Source organism: Deltaproteobacteria bacterium, assembly GCA_019310525.1.
Taxonomy (GTDB): domain Bacteria; phylum Desulfobacterota; class DSM-4660; order Desulfatiglandales; family HGW-15; genus JAFDEE01.
In genome coordinates, this window is the sequence record JAFDEE010000048.1 from 1 (window position 1) to 24,282 (window position 24,282).

Consider the following 24,282-nt stretch of genomic DNA (forward strand, 5'->3'; position numbering starts at 1 on the left):
GGAAGCAAACCATGTCTGAAAGTCGATATCTTCTCGAAGTCGAGGGATTGAAGACCCAATTTTTTACTTTTGAAGGGATAGTAAAAGCGGTCGATGATGTTTCTTTTTACCTCAACAATGGAGAGGTTTTAGGACTTGTGGGGGAATCGGGATGCGGTAAGAGCGTGACTGCCCAGTCCATTCTCAAACTCATTCCTGACCCGCCTGGAAAGATCGTCCACGGAAAGATCCTCTTTGATGGAAGGGACATAGTGGGGCTTGGTATGGAGCAGATGCGGGAGATTCGTGGGAACAGGATATCCATGATTTTCCAGGAGCCCATGACATCCCTGAATCCTGTTTACACGATAGGGGATCAGATTTCTGAGATGTTCATACACCATAAGGGGTTGTCCAGGCGTGAGAGCTGGGAACGATCCATTGATATGCTTCGTAAGGTCCAGATTCCGGCGCCTGAGAGGAGGGTTCATGAATATCCCCATCAGCTTTCAGGGGGGATGCGACAGCGTGTCATGGTCGCCATGGCCCTGGCCTGTGATCCGGAGATCCTTATTGCGGATGAACCTACCACTGCCTTGGATGTGACCATCCAGGCCCAGATTCTGGATCTGATGATCCATCTTAAAGAAAGTTCGGGGACCTCCATCATAATGATTACCCATGATTTGGGGGTTATAGCGGAGATTGCCGAACGGGTGGCGGTGATGTATGCGGGAAAGATTGTTGAGGAGGGTTCCACCCTTGCCATCTTTGACGAACCCAAGCATCCCTATACCCGGGGGCTGCTTAAATCCATTCCAAAGCTGGGTGAGCGCTCGGTGCGGGGCAGGGTTAGGCTGAAAGAGATACCCGGGGTAGTACCGAGTCTTCTTGATCTGCCGTCGGGGTGCACGTTTTATCCCCGGTGTCCGGAGGCATTTGACACCTGCAAGGAGCAATTTCCGGGGCTTGTGGACCTGGGAGAAAACCACAGGGTACGGTGTTTTCTTTACGGAAATGCATGAGAACGGTTGAACGGGAGAAGGGTTGGTGGAAACCCTCTTAAAAGTAGAAGATCTCAAGGTTCATTTTCCCATAAAGAAGGGGATCTTTTCCAGGACCAGTGGTTATGTTTACGCGGTTGACGGTGTTTCGTTTTCTTTGGGGAAAGGGGAGACCATTGGTCTGGTGGGTGAGAGCGGGTGTGGGAAGACCACGACGGGTTTGGCCATTCTGAGGCTTATTGAGGCGACCTCGGGCAAGGTTTTTTTCAAGGGGCAGGATGTTTTTTCTTTTACCAAGTCCCAGATGAGGTTCCTTAAGGGGGAGATCCAGTTTATTTTTCAGGATCCGTACTCATCCCTTAATCCCAGGATGACCGTGAATCAGATTCTGGGGGATCCCATGGAGATCCATGGAGTCTACCGTGGGGGGGAAAAGAATGAGCGTATTGCTTATTTATTGGAAAAGGTGGGGTTGACCCCGGAACAGGGGCGTCGGTACCCGCACGAATTCAGTGGAGGGCAGCGGCAGCGGATAGGTATTGCGAGGGCCCTGGCCCTCAACCCCCGGATAATCATTGGGGATGAGCCCGTATCGGCCCTGGATGTATCCATTCAGGCGCAGATCATCAATCTTCTTATTGATCTCCAGGAGGAGTTCAACCACTCCTATATCATTATTGCCCATGACCTGGCCGTCGTGGAACATATCTGCGACCGCATTGTGGTCATGTATCTGGGGAAAATTGTTGAGAGCGCCCCTTACGGGGAGCTTTACACGGATCCCAAGCATCCCTATACCCAGGCGTTACTCTCGGCGGTCCCGGTTACTCATCCCAAGCAGTCCAAGAACAGGATCATCCTTGAAGGGGATGTTCCTAATCCCATCAATCCGCCAACCGGATGCTCATTCCATCCCCGGTGCCCCCGAAGGTTCGAGGGGTGTGACCGGTATGAACCTGAACTGAAAACCATTCAAGACCGGCACCAAGTGGCCTGCCACTTGTTTTGAAAACTTTAACCGGGTGAAGTCACCACAGATGAAAGGAGGTGAAAGAAAGCGGCTTCCATCCCTCGGATACAGGTGCCTTAATAGATCAGGCAGCTTTGCCACATTTAAAACACAATCGCTTAACACCGGGAGAGGAGGAACGGAATATGAAAAGACTTATTTATCCGGCATTGGTGACGGCCCTTGTGCTAGTCTTAACCTGCTTCACAGGTCAAGCCTTTGCATCCTCGTCCATCATCGCAGCCCAAGACGTCCCCCCGAGGATGATGAATCCCCATGGAGATGACTCGGATGCGGGCCTTCAATACATGGCCAATTTTTTTGATGGATTACTTCAAAGAAAAGGCGCGGAAGGGAAGCTTGAACCGGCTCTTGCCGTGAAATGGGAACGCCTGGACATGTTGACCTGGAAGTTTTGGCTGAGAAAGGGTGTCAGGTTCCATAACGGCAACCCCTTTACCGCCGCTGACGTAAAATTCACCTTCGAACGGCTCGGCAATCCGGATGTTTCGGAATTCCTCAACACCGGCAAGTCAATCAAGTCAATAGATATCATAGATGACTACACGGTAGTAATCAAAACCAAACAGCCCATCCCCTGGTTTGTAAATAATCTTCACCAGATCTTCATCATGGACAAGGAGTCCACTGAGACCAGAGACCCCGGTGATGTAAATATCAGGCCCATCGGGACCGGCGCTTACAAACTGAAGGAATGGGTCAAAGGATCCTACGTGCGGATGGAGGCCAATGAGGATTACTGGGAGGGCGCACCGCCCATCAAAAAGGTGGAAGTCCGTCCCATAAAGGAATCATCCACCCGTTTCGCCGCTCTAGTCTCGGGGCAGGTGGACATAGTTACGGGCATACCGGTCGAGCTTTTTCACAAAGTCAAGGAGAACCCCAAACTTAACATTGTCAGTCGTCCGGCCAGGCGTTCGATTTTTCTGGCACTCGGGAATAAGCCCGGATCCCCCATGGCTGATATCCGCGTACGCAAGGCCATGTACATGGCTATCAATGAAGACGAGATCATACGGAAAATCATGAGGGGTCATGCAACTCCAGCGGCACAGGTGCCGGATCCACCTACCATCGGGTACAATCCCTCTATAAAGAGACTTCCCTATGATCCCGGAAAGGCCAAACAACTCCTGAAAGAAGCGGGGTTTCCCAACGGATTTGAAGTCACGCTTACAGGCCCCAATGATCGCTATGTACAGGATGCCAAGATTGCCGAGGCCGTCGCCCGTTATCTGGCCAAGGTGGGAATCAAGGTGAGACTGGACATCAAACCCAAATCCATTTTCTTCCCACAGGTGGCCAAGGGTGAACTGGAGTTCTACCTGATCGGGTGGTTTGACGGATCCTTTGATATGGGAAGGACCTATTCGAAGATTGCCCATACCAGGGACGAGGCCAAGGGATATGGTGGCCTGAACGGAGCGGCTTACAGCGATCCGGATATCGACAGGCTGCTGGAATCCACCTTTGATATGGTGGATCCGGCGAAACGGGCCAAGGCCCTGCAAAAGCTCAACAAGATGGCGATGGTCGATAAGATCGTATGGATTCCGTTGCATTACCAGGTAGATCTTTACGCCATCCAGAAAGGAAAGGGGATCAAGTTCCACCCCCGGCCTGACCGCTGGATGGTTTACAAAGAAATCAGTAAATAGACCTGTGGTATGATCACCGGAGCCGTGTGAGGCACGGCTCCGGTGATATGCACTGGGACCCGGGACGAATTAAGCGCAACGCCCAAATCATGTTGCTCCCGGGACCTTGCCTTAAATCCATCTGACACAGGCCTGGCCGCAATAATACTGCAGTTGCGGGCGTCAATAAGAATAACGGATTGTGTTGCTCATCATGTGGATGGGCAGCAACTGATGTTTTCTACAAATTGTGAACAGTGACAGTTGATATGGCTGACTTATGGGCACTTATATTGCGAGAAGGTTGATTCAGGGCATAGTGGTTATCCTGGTCGCCTCAATGTTCTGCTTTCTCATCTTTCAGTACATGGGGGACCCGGTCATCACCATGGCAGGAAAATATGCCACCTTTGAAGAACGGGAGGAGGTTCGCCGTTCCCTGGGCCTGGACAGACCCATTTATGTCCAGTACGGGCGGTTTTTATGGAATGCCCTTCACGGTAACTTCGGCAAATCATATGTCAGCCGTGTTTCAGCACTCGGGCTCATCATGGAACGATTCCCCGCCACCTTTGAACTCGTAATTGTCGCCGTCTGCATGGCTTTTTGTTTGGGGGTGGGGGGCGGTGTTATTGTAGCCCTGAAACCATATGCCGTCAGGAATCGATTGATTATGGCCTGTTCCCTGGGTGGAATCTCCATTCCTACGTTTCTAATAGGTATCTTGCTGATTATGATCTTTTCCGCCTATTTGGGAATCCTTCCGGCATTTGGCCGTGGGGAGACTGTTCAGGTGGGTTTTTGGCGGACCGGTTTTTTGACCCTGGAAGGGATTAAACATCTCATCATGCCGGCGGTTACCCTTGCCTTGTATCAATTGGCAGTCCTGTTGAGGTTGACCAGGGCGGGAATGAGGGAAGTCATGACGGAAGAATACATCAAAACAGCCTGGGCCAAGGGTCTTCCTCCCGGAAAGGTTATCTTCAAGCATGCCCTCAGGAACGTGTTGATTCCGGTCGTTACCATTACAGGGCTTCAATTCGGTGAATTGATCGCTTTCTCTATCGTGACGGAGACGATCTTTCAGTGGCCGGGGATGGGCAATCTTTTGTTGACCTCGATCTATGAAAATGATCAGCCGGTCATTGTCACATATATAATGATGGCCGCCTTGATCATCATAACAGCGAACATAATTGTGGACATACTTTATGCGGTCATAAATCCAAAGATCCGCTACGGGTAAAATGAAAATTAAGTCCAAATTGCTTTACGATTTTTTACATGATCCCTCAGCCATCGTGGGTAGCTTTATCCTGGTGGTTTTTATCCTGGCGGCCCTGACGGCACCATGGATCACACCTCAAAACCCCTATGACCTGGAGAAGGTAAGCCTGGAGCATTTTCTTACACCGCCGATCTGGATGAAAGACGGTGTTTCCCCTTACATCCTCGGAACGGACGACCAGGGCCGATGTATATTCAGTACGATAGTGTACGGTTGCAGAACGTCCCTCATGGTGGGGTTTTCCGTAGTGCTGATTGCCGGGAGTTTCGGGGTGCTCATGGGGTTGCTGGCCGGGTATTACGGCGGAAAACTGGATGCCATAACCATGCGGCTGGCTGATACCTTTTATTCGTTTTCAACAACCTTGCTGGCCTTCCTCTTCCTGGGAATTTTCGGGAAAGGCAGTGTCTTCATAGTAATAATCGCCATCTGCATTGCAGACTGGGTTAAATACGGCCGGACCATGCGCGGTAGTGTCCTGGAGGTCAAACAGGAGGCCTATATCATGGCGGCCAAGGCAACCGGTGCGGGAGACTTACGGCTCCTGCTGAAGCATATTCTGCCCAATGCCATCCCACCGATTTTTGTCATCGTGGCCGTGGATCTGGCTGTTGTGATTATGCTGGAGGCGACCCTCAGTTTTTTAGGCGTAGGGGTCCCCTTGACCGAGCCCTCGTTGGGCATGATGGTTGCGATAGGCAAGAACTACATATACGCCGGAATGTGGTGGATGATTGTATTCCCCGGTGCCGCACTTGTCCTCTTGGTGATAGGTATCAACCTCTTCGCCGACTGGTTGCGGGAGGAACTTAACCCAAAAATAGAAAGGTAGGAGATTCGGTCTTCCGGGCTTTCAAAGGGAAATTGCAGGCATTCAAGTAACGGTCCCGGTGCCGAAGGTGTATGGAGGTCTCAGGAAAGGTCTCCCCAGAACCGCTCAGGCGGGTAAGGTCGGGTGTATCCCATCCAGCGGTCGATGCGGACGAAGAGGGGGTTCAAGGCAGGCCATTTTCGGATAAGCAGGCGGGTGATATCGTGGATCACGCCGGGTCGCTTGTTGAACGGGCAAACCCGGATGCATTGGGTGCAGTCGATCCTGCTGGTTCCCCAAAAGGAAAAACACCGCTCGGCATTGATGTACCATTTCCGGATTCCGGAGTGGCTGGAGATGTTGGGACCCTCCGTGGTCATCTCCCCGCTTGAGATGGCCTGTGAAGGACAGTGTGCGGCGCAGACCTTGCACGTCCTGCAGAACTCCACGACCCCGAAAGGACGGTAGGAATCCGACTGTAGGGGCATATCCGTGAATACTTTGCAGATGCGCACCCGGGGCCCGAAACGCTCGGTCACCAGCAGTCCCATTCGGCTCCACTCGCCCAGCCCAGCGGCCATGGCGAGGGGGATGCTCAAGGCCGTATCGTTTCCACAGGGCACGGCCCGGTATCCCAGGCCCCGGATGAAGGCCGCAAGCAGGTTGGCCAGGAAAGCCATCTTGGAATAAGCGAGGCCCGTGGCGGCCCCCTGGAGCACCATACTGGAGGAACGCATGGTCTCGTAGTCCATCTCCACGGCCATGACCACCGCGGTGGTGCACCCCTCTGGAAGCTCGATGGGATAGTGTTCGTGCGTGATGAGATTGAATTCATGGGAGTAGACCCAGTTGGGGTGCACCCGGCAGATGCCCACCAAGTCGGCGCCGAGGTGGAGGGCCGCCCGCTTCACAAGTCGGGCCATCTTCTCAGGTGAACCTGTGACGCGCCCGCCGGCCTCCAGAAAACGTTCGGCCTTGGGATGCAGGCCCTCCCAGGCATAAAGGCCGCTGTTGCTGCGGGAATTCCCCATGCCGAAGGCCCACTCCGTGTTCCAGGAGGCGTTGCGGACGGCAAAGTCCTCCCGGTTCCATCCAAGCCTGTCCTGAAAGACGACTTCCTGGTAGAAGCGCTTCCTCAGGGTTTCGAAGGCCGGATCCCAGGCGGCCCGCTTGAACATCTCGTTTTTCTGGTCGAATCTTTCCCCGGGGATCGGAAAACCCCAGTCTTCCGCCGAAGAGGATGAATTTTGACTCGTCATGTCTCGGTCTTATAAGAGATGAGAGGGAAAATGCCGTGGAAATTCCAGGCAGGTTTGACGGAAACGAAAAGGCCGCGCCCCCTGGCAGTTTCGCTGGAAAGAGCGATCCCGACGAACTACCATACCAGAGTCAGAGGGTATGTCAATATCTTTAAGATCCCCGACACGTTTGTCTGAAATGGAATTTATCGTTTCAAGCAGGAGTTCGGGATGTTCTCCTCGCTAGCGTTCCCGCCATAATTCCGGCGGGCAAGCCGCACCAGAGGCGGACAGGCGCTCCGCCGTCCATGGTTTCGTTTGCTGCGGGTTTCGGCCCTTCATCCACCAATTGGCGCTCCGGAATTTTGAAACAACCATCCCCAATGAGTGCCATCGAAGATTTATATATGAAAATTTGATTTCATATGTAAATTATTTTTATTGGATTCATAGCGCTATTTTGTTAGACTGGTGCCCGTCCATTGACAAAAGCCGGGCGTGAGCGAGTTCTCCTCGTCCTGGGACGCCCTCCTCGCCGTTTTTTTCCGTGCCCCTCCCAGTATTTCCGAACCACTCCGGGGGGGGTGCCTTTGTTGCTATTTTCGCTTTTGAATGAGGAATCTACCGATGAGCAAACTTTATGGTTATGCCGGAATTCGCCTGCGGGTCGATCTGAGTGACGGAAAGATCCGCAAGGAGGAGATCTCCGCTTCCTACGCCCGGAAATGGATGGGTGGAAGGGGATTCAACATGGAGGTCCTCGCCCGCGAGGTTCCGGTGGATGCCGATCCCCGGGGACCGGAGAACCTCCTCGTGTTCGGAGTAGGTCCCATAACGGGGACAGGCTTTCCCGGTTCCAGGATCAATGTATCCGGGAAGTCCCCCCACACGGGATTCCTTGGGGACTCGAACGCCGGGGGACACTTCGGGGCGGAGATGAAGTTCGCGGGGTACGACCAGATCGTGATCGAGGGCAAGGCCGAGCGGCCGGTCTGGTTGAGGATCGTGGACGGCGGGGTAGAGATCCGGGATGCTTCCCACCTGTGGCATCTGGACACTTGGGAGACCCAGGCGGCCATCCAAAGGGAATGTCGCGATCACATGGTTCAGGTCGCCTGCTGCGGCACGGGGGCGGTGAACGGTGTCTCCTTCGGGTGCGTCATGACCAACAACGCGAGGGCCATGGCACGTACGGGGATGGGAACGCTTATGGCTTCAAAGAATCTCAAGGCCGTCGCCCTGACGGGGACAGGTGGAGTGCAGGTTTCGGACCCGGAGAAATTCCAATCCCTGGTCCATTACGTATTCAGGGCCCTCTACCACCACCCCAATTTCCAGGAAAGGGGTGTTACCGGTACGACCAACTTGATTCGGCTCTGCAACGATGCGGGAATTTTGCCGACCCGCCACTTCCAGACCGGGATTTTCGAGCACTGGCTGGAGGTGTCCGGAGAAACGGTGGCTGCAAAGTACAATGTGAAGCGGAAGGCCTGTTTCGGTTGCATCAATCCCTGCAGCCGCTTTTACCTGGTGCCGGAAGGTTTTGACGGCCGGGAATTGAAAGGGGAAGGTCCGGAATACGAGACCCTCGCCGGATTTACCGCCAGAGTAGGCAATCCGGACCTCAAGGTAGCCCTCAAATGCGCAGAACTTGTCAATCGGGCCGGGATCGACTCCATTACCGCCTCGGAGGTGATTTCCTGGGCCCAGGAGATGTACCAGCTCGGTTTTATCAGGCCTGCGGACTGTGACGGCCTGGATCTCTCCTGGGGGAATTCCCGGGCCGTCTATGAATTGCTGCTCAAGATCATCCGGAACGAGGGATTCGGCGCCGTACTTTCCCAAGGCGTGGTTCATGCCGCGGAAACCCTGGGTTTCGGAAGGGAACTCTGTATGGAGGCAAAAAACCTTGAGATATTCCAGGCGGATGTGAGGGGACTTAAGGCCTATGGTCTCGGGAATGCCGTGGCATCGAGGGGGGCGGATCATCAGAGGGCCGATCCCTTCTTCGAACTCTCGGGGAGGGTGGAGGAGGCCCGGGAAAGATTCGGCTCGGAGAACTGCGCGCTGATGCTCCCGTGGGAAGGAAAGGGGAAAATGGTGCCCTGGTTCGAGGAGATGTGCGCCCTGGCGGATTCCCTCAGTTTTTGCAAGATCATCGGGGTCTCCATGGAGGTGATCCGAGAGGCCGTGGCACGGGATTTGTTCAGGTTCTCAACCGGGTTCGACGTGGATATCGAGGAAGTCCTCCGGATCGGGGAGAGGATCAACAACCTGGAACGCACGATCCTGGTGCGCTATGGCCTTTCCAGGAAGGACGACATCCTTCCCGGGAGGTTCACCGACGAACCCCTGCCCGAGGATTCAAATCTGGCGGCCAGCGGGGTTTTTGAGAACCGGGAACTCCTCTCGGAGTATTACTCCTTTAGGGGCTGGGACCCGGATACGGGGTGGCCCACCGAGAAGAAGCTTCAGGAATTGGGCCTGGATTTCATGGTTCAGGACCTGAAGAAGCGAGGAATTCGGCTCAAATCCGACTACCCGACGTTCGATGGGGACCTCCACGGGACCACATCCCTGAGGTGGTCGTCCCTTTCGGTGGAGCTCGGTCCCGGATCGGAATACATGAATCGCTTCCCGGTCAAGAAAAAAGAAGAGGGGAGAGATGAAGCCATGGACAGGGTTGAAAAAATCCCGAAGCGGCTCGTTATCGACCCCGCTCTTTGTACGGGATGCCGGGCATGCGAGATGGCCTGTTCCTATGTCCACGAGAAGGTCTATTCTCCGTCCCTGTCCCGGATCCGGGTAGTGAAACTGGAGGAGGCCGGGGTGGACAGGCCCATCATATGTCTGCGGTGCGCAAAGGCCCCCTGCAAGACCGCGTGCCCGGAGGAGGCGATCCTGCAGGATCCCCTCACCCGTGTCGTGAGGGTGATGGAAGAGCGGTGCGTGGGCTGCGGCTTGTGCACGGAGGCCTGCGTCAATGGCGTCCTTCAACTCCATCCCCGGGAGGGTTATCCCCTGATGTGCGACCTTTGCGGGGGAGACCCGGATTGCGTGAAGAAATGCCCAACAGGGGCGCTGACTTTCGTGGAAGGGACCAATCACGCCGCGAAGAAAACACGGGAGGAGATCGGGCGGATGACGGAAAAACAATTGCGGCGTAAGTGGAGCCGGGAAGGAACCCGTCCGGTCGATACCCCCATGCGCCCCCCCGATCCGGAGACCGGAGAGCCCATTGAGCCCCCTGAGATCTACGGGAGCGATCCGCCACCCCCCTTCGGCAGGAAGGAGAGGAGGGAGAAAACCCTCTCAGACTAAACCCACACCTCAGGGGGAAAAGGAGACTCTTCTTGTTCTGGCAGCAGTTCACCAACTGGATCAACCTGGGAGCCATGTATGCCCTGCTGGCTATCGGGTATACCATGGTGTACGGGATCATCAAGTTGATCAATTTCGCCCACGGCGAAATATTCATGTGCGGCGCCTTTTTCTCCTGGTGGATGATGTCCTCCCTTTCCCTGCCCTTTCCGGTGGCCGCCCTGGCAGGTATCGTCCTGGCCTCTTTTCTCGGCATCGGTATTGAGCGGGTGGCATATCGCCCCTTGAGGCAGGCTCCGCGGTTCGCGGTGGTCATCAGTGTCCTCGGGATGTCTATTTTTCTTCAGAATATGGCGAGGATCATCTGGGGTGCCGAGTTCCAGGTCTATGACGTGGATTTCGGACTCCCCCCCCTCGTTGTTGGCGGGGTGATAATCCCTTTCAAGAAGATCTTCATCCTGGCCACATCCTTCACCCTCATGGTGGCCCTGGGGCTTTTCGTCAAGAAGACCTCCCTGGGAAAGGCCATGCGGGCTACCGCCGCCGACCGGGAAGCGGCGGAGATGATGGGGATCAATTCCAATGGGGTGATCGTACTCAACTTCGCCATCGGGTCGGCTCTGGGGGCGGTGGCGGGGATTCTTTTCGCCGTCAATTACAACAGCATCGATCCCTACATGGGTTTCAACGCCGGGATGAAGGCCTTTGCCGCGGCCGTCATGGGAGGGATCGGGAACATTTACGGGGCCATGTTCGGGGGGATCCTCCTCGGGATTTTCGAGGGTGTGGGCGCGGCCTACGTATCCTCTATGTATCGGGACGCCTTCGCTTTCGGTGTGTTGATCCTGACCCTGGTCCTCAGGCCCCAGGGCCTGCTGGGGGAGGGAGGCAGAAATGAATGACACAAGGCTCGATGATCTGTCCGGTGGATCCCAGGCCACGGGCAAGGAAAAGGCGAGAGAGGAAAGCCCCATGGTTCGGCTTGCCGGGGCCTTCGGGTTGTCCCGCTGGTATATCAAGGTGTCGATCATTGCCGCCTGCCTCCTGGTTCCCCAGGTGATCCACAGCCATTACGTCCTTCGGGTGATCATCTATATCGGCCTCTATATCGTCTTGGCCCTGGGATTGAACGTGGTCATGGGGTTCACGGGGCTCCTCAACATCGGCCACGCCGCTTTTTACGCCACCGGGGCTTACACAACGGCCATCCTCACGACCTATCACGGCTTCTCATTTTGGCTGACTGTGCCCATCGGGATGGTGGTTGGAATCATCTTCGGGGCGGCGATCGGTTTCCCTACCCTTCGCCTGAGGGATGACTACTTGGCCATGGTGACCCTGGGATTTGGACAAATCGTATATATCGTTGCCAATAACTGGATGGGACTTACCCGGGGGCCCAGAGGAATCCCGGGCATCCCGCCTCCGGTTATCGGGTTCGGCCGGTGGCACCACGTGATCGACGGTTACCGGGACTATTATTATTTGATCCTCTTTTTCGTGTTTTTGACCATCTATTCGTGTATCCGGGTGAGGGATTCCCGGGTGGGACTGGCCTGGATGGCCATCCGGGAGGATGAGGACGTGGCGGCCGTCATGGGTATCCATCTCGGTTATTACAAGACCCTGGCCTTCGCTTTTTCAGCCGCCCTTGGGGCCTTTGCGGGCAGCTTTTTCTCGGTTTTCCAGACCTTTGTCAGTCCCAACAGCTTCACGATTCTCGAATCGGTCATCATTATCACGATCCCCATCCTCGGGGGCCTGGGGAGCATCCCCGGCACGGTGCTCGGCGCCATCATCATGATCGGGGCGCCGGAGATCTTCCGGGCCGCCAGCGAGTACCGGATGGTGGCCGTCGGGGCGTTCATGGTTTTGATGATGGTTTTCCGCCCCGAAGGCATTTTCGGCAAGAAGCTTTATCAGCAGACTTACAAGGCGTAAAGGAATGGGCATTCTTACCGTACACTCCCTGACCAAGCGATTCGGCGGATTGACCGCCTTAAACCGGTTTGACCTCGAGGTGGAAGAAGGGGAGATCGTGGGGATCATCGGGCCCAACGGTTCCGGTAAAAGTACGTTTTTCAATGTGCTTACAGGCATGTTTCCGGCCGATGGAGGAGAGGCCTATCTTCGGGGGATCGGGGAGAACATCCTGGAGAAGAAGACCCATCAGATCATCTCTTTTGGAATCGCCAGGACATTCCAGAATCAACGGCCGTTCAACAACCTCACGGTACTGGAAAACCTGATGGTTGGGGGGCATTGCCGGACGCGGGGAGGGATCTTGTCGGCCTTGCTCCTCCTTCCCGGGGCCCGGCAGGAGCGGAAAAACCTGATCGATCGCGCCCAGGAGGTGATGGCGGTTTTTGGTGAGCGCCTGCTGAGCATGCAGCACGATCCCGCCTGGACCCTTTCCTATGCCAACAGGAGGCGCCTGGAGATCGCCAGGGCCCTCATGTCCAGACCGCGGGTGCTTCTTTTGGACGAACCCACGGCAGGCATGAACCCGGCCGAATCGCTCCAATTGCTGGATACCATCCGGCACGTGAACAGGAAGGGCGTCACGGTGCTCGTGATTGAGCACGATATGAATTTCGTCAGGCAATTGTGCCATTGTATCGTCGCCCTGGACTACGGTGAGAAGATCGTGGAGGGGGACTATCTGAAAGTGAGGAATCATCCCAGGGTGATAGAGGCCTACCTGGGAAGGGACTAAAGAATGGGGTCCGGAAGGCCCCTCTTAAACACCACGTAACGGGTCCCTGGCTGATGCTCAAGATAACCGGAGTCACTACCTATTACGGGCCCATCCGGGCCTTGAAGGACATCTCGATCGAGGTGGGCAAAAGGGAGATCGTTTGCCTGCTCGGAGGAAATGCCTCAGGGAAGTCCACGACCATGAAGACGATCCTGGGAATCGTGAAGCCCGTCTCGGGGCAGGTGGAATTCAGGGGGGAACGAATCGATGGCCTCCCCACTTACAAGATCGTTCGAAAGGGCATTTCTCCCGTTCCGGAGGCCCGCCGGGTCTTCGCCCGGCTCACCGTCCGGGAGAACCTCGAGATGGGAGGATTCATTCATCGGCGGAACCCCGCTTATCACTTGGAACCCGAAATGGAAAGGGTCTTTGCTCTCTTCCCCCGGCTGAAAGAAAGGCTCAACCAGGACGCCTTGACCCTGAGCGGAGGGGAACAGCAGATGCTGGCCATCGGACGGGCTCTAATGGCCAAGCCACGGATGATCATTATGGACGAACCCTCCATGGGACTTTCCCCGAAACTCGTGGATGAAGTGTTCGGCATCATCCGGGAGGTGAGTCAAATCGGGATCCCCATTTTCGTGGTGGAACAGAATCTTCGAAAAGCGCTCTCCATAGCGGACAGGGGATATATCCTGAATGCCGGGGAGATCGTCCTGGAAGATTCCGCGCAGAACCTCCTTGAAAATGAAAATGTCATCAAGGCATACTTGGGCGAGGAATAGGGTCATTTATTTTCAAAACCCCCAATCGTTTTAATAATGGAGGAGAGAATGAAAAGGGTGTTTGGAATTATGGCAATGGTTTTCCTGTTTGCCCTTATCTCCACCACGGGTGCACTGGCCGGAGATACCCTGGGAGTGGGACTATGTGCACCCATGAGCGGTGGAGCGGCGTCCTGGGGCAAGAAGGCCGAGGTAGGGACCCGGTTTGCCATTGAGCGCATCAATGCGGCAGGTGGGGTCGTCCCGCGATGCGAGGGCAAGGCCAAAAAACTGGAACTGATCGAGGTTGCCGACGACAAGAATGATCCCCGGGAGGGTGCTGCCATCGCCCAGCGTTTCGTGGACAATCCAAGGATCCTGGCCATGATCGGTCCCATCACCAGTACCGTGGCTCTGGCCGGGGCCCCTATCCTGAACAAGCACGGCCTGGTCCAGCTGGCCATAGGGGCCACCGCCCCCTCCTATACCAATGCCGGACCCTATTCCTTCCGGGTCGTACCGACGGACGCCTTCCAGGGGCGATACATCGCCCAGTGGGCGAAGAGCCAGGGAAGATGGAGCCGCTTCGCCACCATTTACGTGAACGATGACTACGGGAGGGGCTTGAACGAGATGTTCGTCAAAGCCATGGCCGAATCAGGCGGAAAGGTCGTGGCCTCCGAGGCCTTTCTTCCCAATGATACCGATTTTTCGGTCCAACTGGCAAAGATCAAATCCCTGAAGGCCGATGCCCTGTTTATCGCCGGGCATTACAAGGAGGGGGCCCTTATAGCAAGACAGGCCAGGGAATTGGGGATGAAGGTCCAGATCCTGGGGACGGACGGCATCGGGCATCCGGAGTATATCAAGGTGGCGGGAAAGGCCGCGGAAGGCACCTATTATTCCGGATACTTTTCGTTGAAGGACAAACGGCCCTATGTCCAGAAGTGGGCTGCCGACTTCAAAAAGAAGTACGGCCGGGATCCAGGCCTGGTGGAAGGGCTGGCCAATGACTGTGTCCTCCTGGTCGCCAAGGCCATAGAGCTGGGAGGAGCGGATCGACTGGAACTGGCGGTCGCCCTTTCTTCCATCGGTCCCTATCGCCCGCCCGTAATGGGAGCCATGGGTGAGAACCAGTTCGACGCCAACGGGGACATGGTAAGGGATATGTTAATGTATGTTGTAAAAGGCGGGGTGGCGGTCCTGGCCCAATAGGTCTCGTTTCATCGGATCCCTGAAGCGTGGTGAGCGCTCCCATATAATTCGAAACATCACCAAGGATCTTCAATCCGGGGGTGATCAGGCGGAGGCCCGGGATGCCCCCGGGGCAGACCGGGCCCTCAGCTTGTCCCGGGAGCTGGAGTCCTTAAAGAGGGTATGAATGTACGAGATTCGGTTCCACGGCAGAGGAGGCCAAGGAGCGGTGCTGGCCTCCAAGATTCTGGCAAAGGCCATGGTGGAGGAAGGAAAGTACGTCAAGGCGATTCCTTCATTTGGGTTTGAGAGACGCGGGGCACCAGTGGAGGCGTTCCTGAGGTTCGACCGGGAGCCCATTCGAAGGACCACGAACATCTACCACCCGGATTGCGTCATCTGCCTGGATCCGACCCTTCCCCGGGCGGTGGACATCTTCAAGGGGATGAAGCCTGGGGGGATTCTTGTGCAGGCTACCAAGAAGTCCCTCGAGGAACTTCAGGTCACGGCTCCCCTTTCAAGGGTCGGGCTCTGCGATGCCTTTGGAATAGCCCTCGGTATTTTCGGACGTCCCATCACCAATTCCATTATGCTGGGTGCCTTTGCCAGGACGACGGGGATCGTCTCGCTGGATTCCCTGAACAAGGGGATGGCCTCCGTGGCCTTCCGGGACGCAGCCCTGGAGATGAACCTGGAGGCTGTGAGAAGGGGTTATGATGAGACCAAGGTGTTCCAGCTCGACCCTCAGGAGAAATCATGAGACCACAGGCGAAGAAACCCTTTGATTCCTCAAGTATTCCGGATGACTTGTGTCCCATCGCGACCGAGTACTCGGTGCTCAAAACCGGGGACTGGCGGGCGGAACGTCCCGTGGTGGACCGGGACAGATGCGTGAAGTGTGCCACGTGCTGGGTCTATTGCCCGACCCAGTGTATCGTGGAGAAACCGGCCTGGTTCGAGGCGAACCTGGTGATCTGCAAGGGATGCGGCATTTGCGCTCAGGAATGCCCGCACCATGCCATTGTCATGGTGGAAGAAGGCGAGGAGTAGTCATGGGGAAGATCATCGTATGTGATGGAAACGAGGCGGCGGCCTGGGGTGTGGCGCTCGCTCGACCCGACATGGTGGCGGTCTACCCCATAACCCCTCAGTCTTCTTTGGCCGAGTACATTTCCCAGTTCGTGGCCGACGGCATCATCAAGGCGGACCTGATGGACGTGGAAGGGGAGCACAGCGTGCTCTCGGTTCTACAGGGTGCCTGCCTGGCCGGGGCCAGGACCTTCACGGCCAGTTGCGGGCAGGGACTGGCCTTCATGTTCGAACCCTATTTCCGGACGCCCCCTTTGCGGCTTCCCATCGTCATGTCCATCGTGACCAGGGATGGGATCACTCCCCAGTGTGTCTGGGGGGGGCAACAGGACGCCATGACCGTAAGGGAGGCAGGATGGATCCACATGTTTTGCGAGACCTGCCAGGAGGTGCTGGACACGGTGATCATGGCTTACAAGATCGCCGAGGATCGCGGGATCATGCTACCCGTAAACGTGAACCACGACGGCAACTACCTGTCCTATGGGGTCGAGCGGGTGGAACTCCCCGACCATGAAGAGGTGGACGCTTTCCTGGGTGAAAAAAACATCAACTGGCATGTGGCCCTGGATCCTGAGCGACCCATGGGAGTGGATCCCCTGACCGGGGGCGCCGGGGGCGAGGGCCCGGCCCTGTTCGTTCGGTACCGCAAGGGCCTGTGCAAGGCCATGCAGAACGCCCTGGAAGTGATTCCGGCTGTTCACAGGGAATGGGGAGAGCGCTTCGGGCGATTTCACGCCCCCCTGATCGAGGAATACCGCATCGATGGGGCCGAATACGCGATCGTCACCATCGGCAGCATGACCGGGGCGGGCAAGGATGCCGTGGACCTGGCCCGGGAGAAAGGAGAGAGAGTGGGTCTCATCAAGATCAAGACCTTCCGCCCCTTTCCCCTGGCTGCGCTTTGCAGCGTCCTTTCCAAGGTGAAAGCCGTAGGAGTGGTGGATCGATCCGTGAGTTTCGGCTGGAATGCCGGTCCCGTTTTCCAGGAGATCCTCTCAGCGCTCTATCACCTGGAGAAACGTATTCCGGCCTTGAGCTTCATCGGAGGACTTGCCGGGGCGGACATCACGGTGGATCATTTCATGAGAGTCATTGAGACCACGGGAAAGGCGCTGAAGGGTGAGGTCCCCTCCGATACCGTTTGGCTCAATGGGCCCGAAGAAAACCGTTGACGCCGCCCTGGGCCGGAACAACCAAGTTGGTGCCCATCCATGAATGAGAAAAATTGGGCAAGGTCAAAGAAGGCGAAAATTGGCCGTTAATGGATGGGCGCAAGTTAGAGGATCAGCCATGCCCCAAACCAGATACGTGATCATCGGAAGCAGCCATGCGGGACTTTCCGCCGTGGAGGCCATTCGCCTGACGGACCGGGACAATCCCGTCTTTCTCCTGACCCAGGAAGACACCCTCCCATACTCTCCCACAATCCTTCCCTACGTGGTATCGGGGGAGGCGGATCCGGAAAAGATCTTCTTGAAGGATGAAGATGCCCTGAAGGGATCGGGAGTCGTGTACAGGCGGGGAGAGAAGGTCGTAGGACTGGATCTGCACGCCAGGTCCATCATCCTGAAATCCGGGGAAATACTGGATTACGACAAGTTGCTTTTGGCCACGGGGGCTGCTCCTGTACTGCCTCCTGTAGAGGGCCTGGAGGGTGTCTCCTGCCACGTGCTCCGAACCCTGGAAGATGCCCTCGGGTTGCGTAGGGCCATGGAGGGAAGCCGATCGGCCGTGGTCCTGGGGGGGGGACTCATTGGAATGCATGCCGCCGAGAACCTTCACAAGGGGGGATTGAAAGTGACCCTGGTGGAGGCCCTCGATCAGATTTTGCCGGGTTACTTCGACAGGGAAGCGGCGGGACTTATCCGGGATATCTTCCGGGAAAACGGTATCGAAGTCCTGACCGGGAGCGTAGTGACCCGTGTCTTCGAAGACCGCGGGAGGTGTATCGTTTCCCTGGATTCTGGGGAGGAGCGTACGGCCGATCTGCTGTTGGTGGCAACCGGGGTCCGGCCGAGGATCGGCTTTTTGACCGGATCGGGGATCGACGCGGAAGAGGGCGTACTGGTGGACGAGCGGATGCGCACTACCCATCCCGATGTCTGGGCGGCGGGAGATGTGGCACAGGCACCGGATTTTTTCGATTCAGGGAAAAAGAGGATCCACGCCACCCTTGTAAATGCCGTCGAGCAGGGACGCATCGCGGGAATGGATATGGCCGGTGATGAGGCCCTGGTTCCCCACCCCGGCGGTATTGCCATGAATACCTACCGCTTTTTTGGACACCGGGCCTTCGCCGTGGGGCTCGGCGGGGAGAACTCCGGGGAACTTTCCCCTCACCACTTGGTGGAGAAGACCGGTCCCCGCTACCGGAAGATCGTGCTTCAGGGAGGCCGGCTTGTTGGGGCATCGGGAATCAACGACGGCATGGATCCGGGCATTATAGCCGAACTGATCCGGCGGAAAATTCCTTTACAGGGGCTGGAAGAGCGCTTTATATCCGACCCGCTGGGAACGGGCCGGGTTCTGATGTCAAGGACATGGAGATAGGGGATGGGAAATCGATCGGGAGACGAGGAAATGACGGGAAACGGTTATCGGACCATTGCCTTTTACCCGGACAGATGTGACGGCTGTAACCTCTGCGTAGAGGCCTGCGCCGAGCATCACGCCGGGAGCAAGGAGGCGGTTCATTCCCGTATCCGGGTTTGCGGGGACGAAGAGGGCCGGTACACGGGGATCGCCTTGTGTCGGCAATGCAGTATGCCCCGGTGCGCCATGAACTGCCCGGCCGGGGCCCTGAGCAAGGATCCCGAAACGGGCGTGGTCTGCTGGGACGAAGAGAAGTGCGTGGGGTGCCTGCTATGTACCCTGACCTGTCCTTATGGGGGGATCGTGTTCAACGCCGCATCGGGCCGGGTCATGAAGTGCGATTTTTGTGGAGGGCGACCTGCCTGCGTGGAGGCCTGCACCAGGGGGGCGCTTGAATTGAAGCGAGGAGCGGATCTTTACAATGCCTGGGGTGACCTGGAAGATCTTGTTGTTCCGGGCATTTCCGCATGCCTGGGGTGCAACTCGGAACTCCTCCTGCGACATACCTTGAGAAGGATCGGCCCCAACGTGGTCCTGGCCACCCCGCCGGGATGCATTGCCGGGGTGGGTGCCGTTGGGGTGAACGGAAAGACAGCCGTAAAGACCCCCGTGTTTCATCCCCTCCTGACCAACACGGCATCCATGCTGGCGGGTGCCAGGAGATACTACAATCGGATCGGCCGGGATGTCACCATGCTGGCCCTGGGAGGAGACGGGGGTACTGCGGACGTGGGTTTTCAGTCCCTCTCCGGAGCGGCGGAACGCGGCGAGCAGATGATTTACATCTGCGTGGACAACGAGGGGTACATGAATACGGGGGTTCAGCGTTCAGGCACCACCCCCTTCGGGGCCTGGACCTCGACCACCCCCGTAGGCTCGGTCCTGCGCGGGAAGACCCGGGAGGCCAAGCCCCTGCCTCTTCTCATGGTGATGCACAACTGCGAATACGTGGCCACTGCATGCACCGCCTTCATGGAGGACTATTACGAGAAGCTGGAAAAGGCCATTGAGGCCTCGAAGAAGGGAATGGCATATATCCACGTCTTTTCGCCCTGCCCCACGGGATGGAGGTTTCCCCCGGGAAAGCTGATCGAGGCCGGACGAAAGGCGGTACAGACCAATATCGTACCCCTTTGGGAGTTTGAGTTGAAAACGGGCAGGATCCGGTTCACCTACCCGGTCGATGATCCCCTGCCGGTACAGGAATACCTTTCCCTCATCGGGAAGTTCAGACACCTGGACGAGGAGCAGATTCGCTTGATCCAGGAACAAACCGAGCGGAAGATCCAGATTTTGAAGGCCTTCACGAAAGAGGGGAGGGACGGGGATGAGACCAGAGTGGAAGGGGTTGGTTCTTGAGAATGAAGCTCCCCGCTGAAAGCAGCGGGGTATCGAGACCTTTGAAAAACGCCCCCTTTTGCCCGATCTTCCGCCTTCGCTATGGCTACGGCGTGACAAGTCCGCCAGACAACGGCGGACAGGCGGTGTCAGACTCAAACCTGGGACCCACCCGAGGGGTGGAGAGTCCAAGTGAAACGCGGACAAATTTTAACCCAAATTATGCGTTAATGGTGAAATTTATCTTCATTACAATATGTTAAATCCTGACAGCACCCGATAGGTGAAAGGGAAAAGGATGTTCCCTCCGCTACGTTCGCTACGCCGTCCATGGCTCCGCTCACTGCCGATTTTGGCTCTTCCGCTCTCCCTGCCTGCGGCAGGCAGGCTGCTCCAGAGCCAAAATAGGCCCTGCCTGCGGCAGGCAGGCTGCTCCAGAGCCAAAATAGGCCGCTTCGGGAAAATCCTTTTCCCCTTTCTTGGACAGGCGTTCACGCATAATTTGGGTTTAATCCTCGAAATATTTCAATGTATGGTGCCTCTGCCGCTTGGCATTCTAAAGCGGGATGGTTAAAATTTTCGTCTTCCCCTCCGGGGCGTAGGCCTTACGGGCCGGAGGCTTGACCTTGGACAAAATTGAACGTTTTTCAAAGGTCTCGTTTGGAAAAGATCAGAAGGAAGATTCCATGGCCAAACCCGTTTCCATTCAGGAATACCTCAGGCCTAAAAACCTGTTGGAGGCCTGCGAATGCCTGGGAAACCATCCGGAGGCAAGGCTGCTCGCCGGCGGAACGGACCTCTTGAACGCCCTCTCCCGCGTTCCCGAAGGGCGCGTTACGATCATTTCCTTGAGGGATATCGGGGAGATCCGGGAGGTGAGGATTATGCCCGGTGGAGAAGTGTTCATCGGAGCCACGGCGAGCCACCGTGAGGTGACGGAATCCCCGATCATTCGGGAACACTTCCCCTCCCTTGCCAAGGCCTGCGGGATGGTGGGATCACCCTCGATTCGAAACACCGGGACGATCGGTGGAAACGTGGCGACTGCTTCTCCTTCTGCGGATTCCATTCCGCCCCTCATCGCATACGAGGCCGGGGCGGTCGTCTTTTCTCCCGCGGGAGAGAGGGAAGTGCCGGTCGAGGAACTTTTCTTGGGCCCCTCCAAAACGATCCTTCGAAGGGGGGAAATCCTCAAGGGATTCCGGCTCCGGTCCAGATTCGGACGGAGGGCGGAGTATGAGAAACTGGGAACCCGCAAGGCCATGGAGATTGCTGTGGTGAATGCCTGTGTCTCCCTTGTTTTGGATGATGGGAACACCTGTGATGATGTCCGGATAGCTCTGGGGGCTGTGGCCCCGACACCGGTTCGGGCCAAAAGGGCGGAAGAGGTCCTGAGGGGGAAGATCTTGACCGAGGAGGTAATCAGGAGGGCGGCCGGAGAGGCCATGGAAGAGATTCAGCCTATTTCCGACATCCGGGCCTCGGCCGGGTACCGGAAGAGCATGACGGGAGTGCTCGTCCAGGAGTTGATAACCAGGGCCTTGCCCCGGGGTGGAATGATCCCCCGAAACGAGAGGAGACAGTGAAGACCTACCCCTTGTCCATGACGGTCAACGGAAGGCGCCGGGACCTTGAGGTCCTGCCTCACGAGACCCTACTCCAGGTCCTCAGGGACCACCTGGGTCTGAAAGGGGTCAAGGAGGGCTGCGGATCGGGTGAATGTGGAGCCTGCATGGTGCTGGTGGACGGGCGGCCCGTGAATTCCTGTATCCTCTTGGCCCTGGAGTGCCGGGGCGCCCGGGTGGAAACGGTGGAAGGACTTGCAGAGGAGGACGGCTCCTTGTCCACCCTGCAGGAGGCCTTTGTCAGACACGGCGCCGTTCAGTGCGGATTCTGCACCCCGGGAATGCTCATGGCCTCCAAGGGATTCCTGGAGAACCTACCGGCCGATGCCGACCGACAGGCCGTCCGGAAGGCACTTTCGGGCAACCTCTGTCGATGTACGGGCTACAAGAAGATCGTTGATGCCGTGGAGACGGTGGTTCGGGGGGGTTGTTCCACCTCGGAACCATCCGGTCAAGGAAACATCGGCAGGAGTTTTTCCAGACGGGACGCGGAAGAACACGTCAGGGGACTATCGGTATTCGGCCCCGACATGGAGCGGCCCGGAATGGTTTTCGGCAGGATCCTTCGAAGTGCCTATGCCCATGCCGCCATTCGCCGGATCGATACCACCGAAGCGGAGAAGCTGGAAGGCGTTGTCGCCGTGGTGACCGGGAAGGATGTCCCCGCCGGGTATTTCGGGGTGGACATCAAGGACCGACTCGTCTTTGCGAGGGAAAAGGCGAGGTACGTGGGGGACGAGATTGCGGCGGTTGCGGCGCTGAGCGAAGAGATCGCGGCCCGGGCCCTGGATCTCATCCGGGTGGAGTATGAACCCCTTGAGTCGGTTCTTGATCCCCTGGAGGCCATGAAGGAAGGGGCGCCCCTGGTTCACGAGGACCTGGAGCATTATGAATGCAGCTTTGAAACGGAGAAGCGGGGAAACATCTGCACCGTGGCCAGGGTTGAGGTCGGGGACCTGGAGAAGGGGTTTGCCCAGTCAGATATCGTTTTGGAGGACGTTTTTTCCACCCAGATTCAGCACCAGTCCAGTATCGAACCTCACGCGGCTCTGGCCGAGGTTGATTGCCACGGAAAGATCCATGTCTGGACCACGACCCAGAAACCTTTTGCCATCAGGCGCTATCTCTCTCAATCCCTTCAAATCCCCATGACCTCCATCCGGGTCGTGGCAACCAAAATCGGAGGCGGTTTCGGCGGAAAGCTCGAAATGATCGTTGAGCCTTACGCCGTGGTGTTGGCCCTGAAATGCAGGCGGCCCGTCAAGATCGTCTATTCCCGGGAGGAGGAATTCCTCGCCACGACCCCAAGGCACCAAACCCGTTTCTGGGTCAAATCGGGCATCAAAAAGGACGGCACCCTGGTGGCCCGGCATGTGCGTTTTATTTACGACACGGGAGCCTATTCCGGTAACGGGCCGACAACTGTCACCCTCTCCACCCAGCTCTCTGGGGGACTCTATCGCGTTCCTAATCTGTTGATAGAAGGCTACTGCGTTTACACCAACAAGATGAATTGCGGGAGCATGAGGGGACCTTCGGCTCCCCAGACCAGTTTCGCCCTGGAGTCCCATACCGACAACCTGGCCCGGGCCGCAGGGATGGACCCCCTCGATTTCCGCCTGAAAAACCTTCTCCGGGAGGGAGAGAAGACGGGAGTGGGTCAGACTCTGGTGGATGTGGACTACAGGCGCGTGGTCGAGAGCGCCGCCGAGGCCATAGGATGGAGAAGGATTCCCAAGGAAGACAGGGTGGGAAAGGGGATGGCCTGCGTCTTCTGGTTAAGTGGGGGATGGGCCACTTCGGCCACCGTCAAGATCAACGAGGACGGAACCGTGACCCTGACCACCGGCGCCGTGGATATGGGAACCGGGTACCTGTACACGAGTGTGCCCCAGATCGTGGCCGAAGAACTCGGGATTCGGTCCGAAGATGTGGAGATCGTTCAGGGAGACACGGACCAGGCTACCTATGACCATGGCATCGGGGGGAGTCGGGGGACCTTCACCATCGGGATGGTGGCCAGGAAGGCGGCGGCTAACGCCAGGGAAGAACTTTTCCGTGAAGCCGCCGTCAGGCTTGGAGTGAAGGTGGATTCCCTCGAAACCAGGGGCGGCTGGATCTTCCTTAGGGAAGATCCGGAGAAACGGGTGAGTTTCGCTGAGATCTCCTATGACCAGCATATTAAGGCAGGAGGACCCATCATCGGATGGGCCCGGTATCTTCCGGAAATGGATGCAATCGAACCCGACCGGGTCCGAGGCCTCTCTTTTACGGCGTTCAAGGGAAATACCATCGGATGCCATGCGGCCGTTGTCCGAGTGCATCCCGAGACCGGACATCTGGACGTATTGAGGTATGTGGCGGCCCATGACGTGGGCCGGGCGATAAACCCCAGGGCCGTGGAAGGGCAGATCGAAGGGGGGGTCTCCATGGGTCTGGGTTTCGCACTCACAGAGAGCGTTCAAATCAGTGGAAAGGGAGAAGTGTTGAATCCCAATTTTCACGACTACCGCTTGCCGACTTCCATGGATGTGCCGGAAGTGGAACCGGTGATCGTAGAGGTTCCGGCCGCCCATGGGCCTTACGGAAGCAAGGGCCTGGGCGAGCCCACCATGGCGCCCGTGGCTGCGGCCATCGGCAATGCCGTGTATGACGCCGTCGGGGTGCGTCT

Annotated in this window: 19 protein-coding genes; 18 read left to right on the forward strand and 1 reads right to left on the reverse strand. The window is 56.9% G+C overall.

The features are described from left to right. Positions 1–11 precede the first annotated feature (11 nt). From JRF57_10440 to JRF57_10460, 5 genes are all read left to right on the forward strand, one after another. Positions 12–1,004, forward strand: a complete 993-nt coding sequence (locus tag JRF57_10440) for an ABC transporter ATP-binding protein (GenBank protein MBW2304116.1) — start codon at positions 12–14, stop codon at positions 1,002–1,004. Between the two features lie 22 nt (positions 1,005–1,026). Next, positions 1,027–1,992 (forward strand): dipeptide ABC transporter ATP-binding protein, encoded by a 966-nt coding sequence (locus JRF57_10445; protein MBW2304117.1) that lies wholly within the window; start codon positions 1,027–1,029, stop codon positions 1,990–1,992. A gap of 146 nt (positions 1,993–2,138) precedes the next feature. Beyond that, the gene (locus JRF57_10450; protein MBW2304118.1) at positions 2,139–3,671 is read left to right on the forward strand and encodes an ABC transporter substrate-binding protein; all 1,533 of its coding nucleotides are present in this window, start codon (positions 2,139–2,141) and stop codon (positions 3,669–3,671) included. Between the two features lie 259 nt (positions 3,672–3,930). After that, entirely contained in the window at positions 3,931–4,896 is a 966-nt protein-coding gene (locus JRF57_10455) for an ABC transporter permease (GenBank protein ID MBW2304119.1), read from the forward strand. A 1-nt stretch (position 4,897) separates the two neighbouring features. Beyond that, positions 4,898–5,770, forward strand: a complete 873-nt coding sequence (locus JRF57_10460) for an ABC transporter permease (protein ID MBW2304120.1) — start codon at positions 4,898–4,900, stop codon at positions 5,768–5,770. An 80-nt stretch (positions 5,771–5,850) separates the two neighbouring features. Here the strand turns inward: JRF57_10460 and JRF57_10465 are convergent, their stop codons facing one another. After that, the gene (locus tag JRF57_10465) at positions 5,851–7,008 is read right to left on the reverse strand and encodes a reductive dehalogenase (GenBank protein MBW2304121.1); all 1,158 of its coding nucleotides are present in this window, start codon (positions 7,006–7,008) and stop codon (positions 5,851–5,853) included. A 606-nt stretch (positions 7,009–7,614) separates the two neighbouring features. On the opposite strand from JRF57_10465, the gene JRF57_10470 reads away from it, so the two are divergent. From JRF57_10470 to JRF57_10530, 13 genes are all read left to right on the forward strand, one after another. Then, positions 7,615–10,308, forward strand: a complete 2,694-nt coding sequence (locus JRF57_10470) for an aldehyde:ferredoxin oxidoreductase (protein MBW2304122.1) — start codon at positions 7,615–7,617, stop codon at positions 10,306–10,308. 32 nt (positions 10,309–10,340) lie between these two features. Beyond that, positions 10,341–11,210: a branched-chain amino acid ABC transporter permease gene (locus JRF57_10475; GenBank protein ID MBW2304123.1), complete on the forward strand. Its 870-nt coding sequence runs from the start codon at positions 10,341–10,343 to the stop codon at positions 11,208–11,210. Next, on the forward strand, positions 11,203–12,249 hold the full coding sequence (locus tag JRF57_10480) for a branched-chain amino acid ABC transporter permease (GenBank protein ID MBW2304124.1): 1,047 nt from the start codon (positions 11,203–11,205) through the stop codon (positions 12,247–12,249). The genes JRF57_10475 and JRF57_10480 overlap by 8 nt, the downstream gene beginning before the upstream one ends. Positions 12,250–12,253: 4 nt before the next feature. Then, entirely contained in the window at positions 12,254–13,024 is a 771-nt protein-coding gene (locus tag JRF57_10485; protein MBW2304125.1) for an ABC transporter ATP-binding protein, read from the forward strand. Positions 13,025–13,077: 53 nt separating this feature from the next. Then, complete coding sequence (locus JRF57_10490) at positions 13,078–13,791, forward strand: ABC transporter ATP-binding protein (GenBank protein ID MBW2304126.1); 714 nt, start codon at positions 13,078–13,080, stop codon at positions 13,789–13,791. A gap of 48 nt (positions 13,792–13,839) precedes the next feature. Further along, complete coding sequence (locus tag JRF57_10495; protein ID MBW2304127.1) at positions 13,840–14,985, forward strand: ABC transporter substrate-binding protein; 1,146 nt, start codon at positions 13,840–13,842, stop codon at positions 14,983–14,985. 166 nt (positions 14,986–15,151) lie between these two features. Beyond that, positions 15,152–15,724: a 2-oxoacid:acceptor oxidoreductase family protein gene (locus tag JRF57_10500; protein MBW2304128.1), complete on the forward strand. Its 573-nt coding sequence runs from the start codon at positions 15,152–15,154 to the stop codon at positions 15,722–15,724. After that, a complete protein-coding gene (locus JRF57_10505; protein MBW2304129.1) occupies positions 15,721–16,014 on the forward strand; it encodes a 4Fe-4S binding protein in 294 nt (97 codons plus the stop codon). The genes JRF57_10500 and JRF57_10505 overlap by 4 nt, the downstream gene beginning before the upstream one ends. Before the next feature lie 2 nt (positions 16,015–16,016). Further along, a complete protein-coding gene (locus JRF57_10510; protein MBW2304130.1) occupies positions 16,017–17,228 on the forward strand; it encodes a phenylglyoxylate dehydrogenase in 1,212 nt (403 codons plus the stop codon). 118 nt (positions 17,229–17,346) lie between these two features. Beyond that, positions 17,347–18,606: an FAD-dependent oxidoreductase gene (locus JRF57_10515; protein ID MBW2304131.1), complete on the forward strand. Its 1,260-nt coding sequence runs from the start codon at positions 17,347–17,349 to the stop codon at positions 18,604–18,606. Positions 18,607–18,636: 30 nt separating this feature from the next. Continuing rightward, entirely contained in the window at positions 18,637–20,007 is a 1,371-nt protein-coding gene (locus JRF57_10520) for a 4Fe-4S binding protein (GenBank protein MBW2304132.1), read from the forward strand. Between the two features lie 605 nt (positions 20,008–20,612). Continuing rightward, the gene (locus tag JRF57_10525) at positions 20,613–21,572 is read left to right on the forward strand and encodes a xanthine dehydrogenase family protein subunit M (GenBank protein MBW2304133.1); all 960 of its coding nucleotides are present in this window, start codon (positions 20,613–20,615) and stop codon (positions 21,570–21,572) included. Continuing rightward, the coding region (locus tag JRF57_10530; GenBank protein ID MBW2304134.1) for a molybdopterin-dependent oxidoreductase at positions 21,569–24,282 on the forward strand (2,714 nt) is incomplete at its 3' end. The genes JRF57_10525 and JRF57_10530, both read left to right, overlap by 4 nt.

Coding starts and splice junctions, on each gene's coding strand:
- JRF57_10440 (MBW2304116.1), top strand. CDS start 12: ATGTCTGAAAGTCGATATCTTCTCGAAGTCGAGGGATTGAAGACCCAA.
- JRF57_10450 (MBW2304118.1), top strand. CDS start 2,139: ATGAAAAGACTTATTTATCCGGCATTGGTGACGGCCCTTGTGCTAGTC.
- JRF57_10455 (MBW2304119.1), top strand. CDS start 3,931: ATGGGCACTTATATTGCGAGAAGGTTGATTCAGGGCATAGTGGTTATC.
- JRF57_10460 (MBW2304120.1), top strand. CDS start 4,898: ATGAAAATTAAGTCCAAATTGCTTTACGATTTTTTACATGATCCCTCA.
- JRF57_10465 (MBW2304121.1), bottom strand. CDS start 7,008: ATGACGAGTCAAAATTCATCCTCTTCGGCGGAAGACTGGGGTTTTCCG.
- JRF57_10470 (MBW2304122.1), top strand. CDS start 7,615: ATGAGCAAACTTTATGGTTATGCCGGAATTCGCCTGCGGGTCGATCTG.
- JRF57_10480 (MBW2304124.1), top strand. CDS start 11,203: ATGAATGACACAAGGCTCGATGATCTGTCCGGTGGATCCCAGGCCACG.
- JRF57_10485 (MBW2304125.1), top strand. CDS start 12,254: ATGGGCATTCTTACCGTACACTCCCTGACCAAGCGATTCGGCGGATTG.
- JRF57_10490 (MBW2304126.1), top strand. CDS start 13,078: ATGCTCAAGATAACCGGAGTCACTACCTATTACGGGCCCATCCGGGCC.
- JRF57_10495 (MBW2304127.1), top strand. CDS start 13,840: ATGAAAAGGGTGTTTGGAATTATGGCAATGGTTTTCCTGTTTGCCCTT.
- JRF57_10500 (MBW2304128.1), top strand. CDS start 15,152: ATGTACGAGATTCGGTTCCACGGCAGAGGAGGCCAAGGAGCGGTGCTG.
- JRF57_10505 (MBW2304129.1), top strand. CDS start 15,721: ATGAGACCACAGGCGAAGAAACCCTTTGATTCCTCAAGTATTCCGGAT.
- JRF57_10510 (MBW2304130.1), top strand. CDS start 16,017: ATGGGGAAGATCATCGTATGTGATGGAAACGAGGCGGCGGCCTGGGGT.
- JRF57_10515 (MBW2304131.1), top strand. CDS start 17,347: ATGCCCCAAACCAGATACGTGATCATCGGAAGCAGCCATGCGGGACTT.
- JRF57_10520 (MBW2304132.1), top strand. CDS start 18,637: ATGACGGGAAACGGTTATCGGACCATTGCCTTTTACCCGGACAGATGT.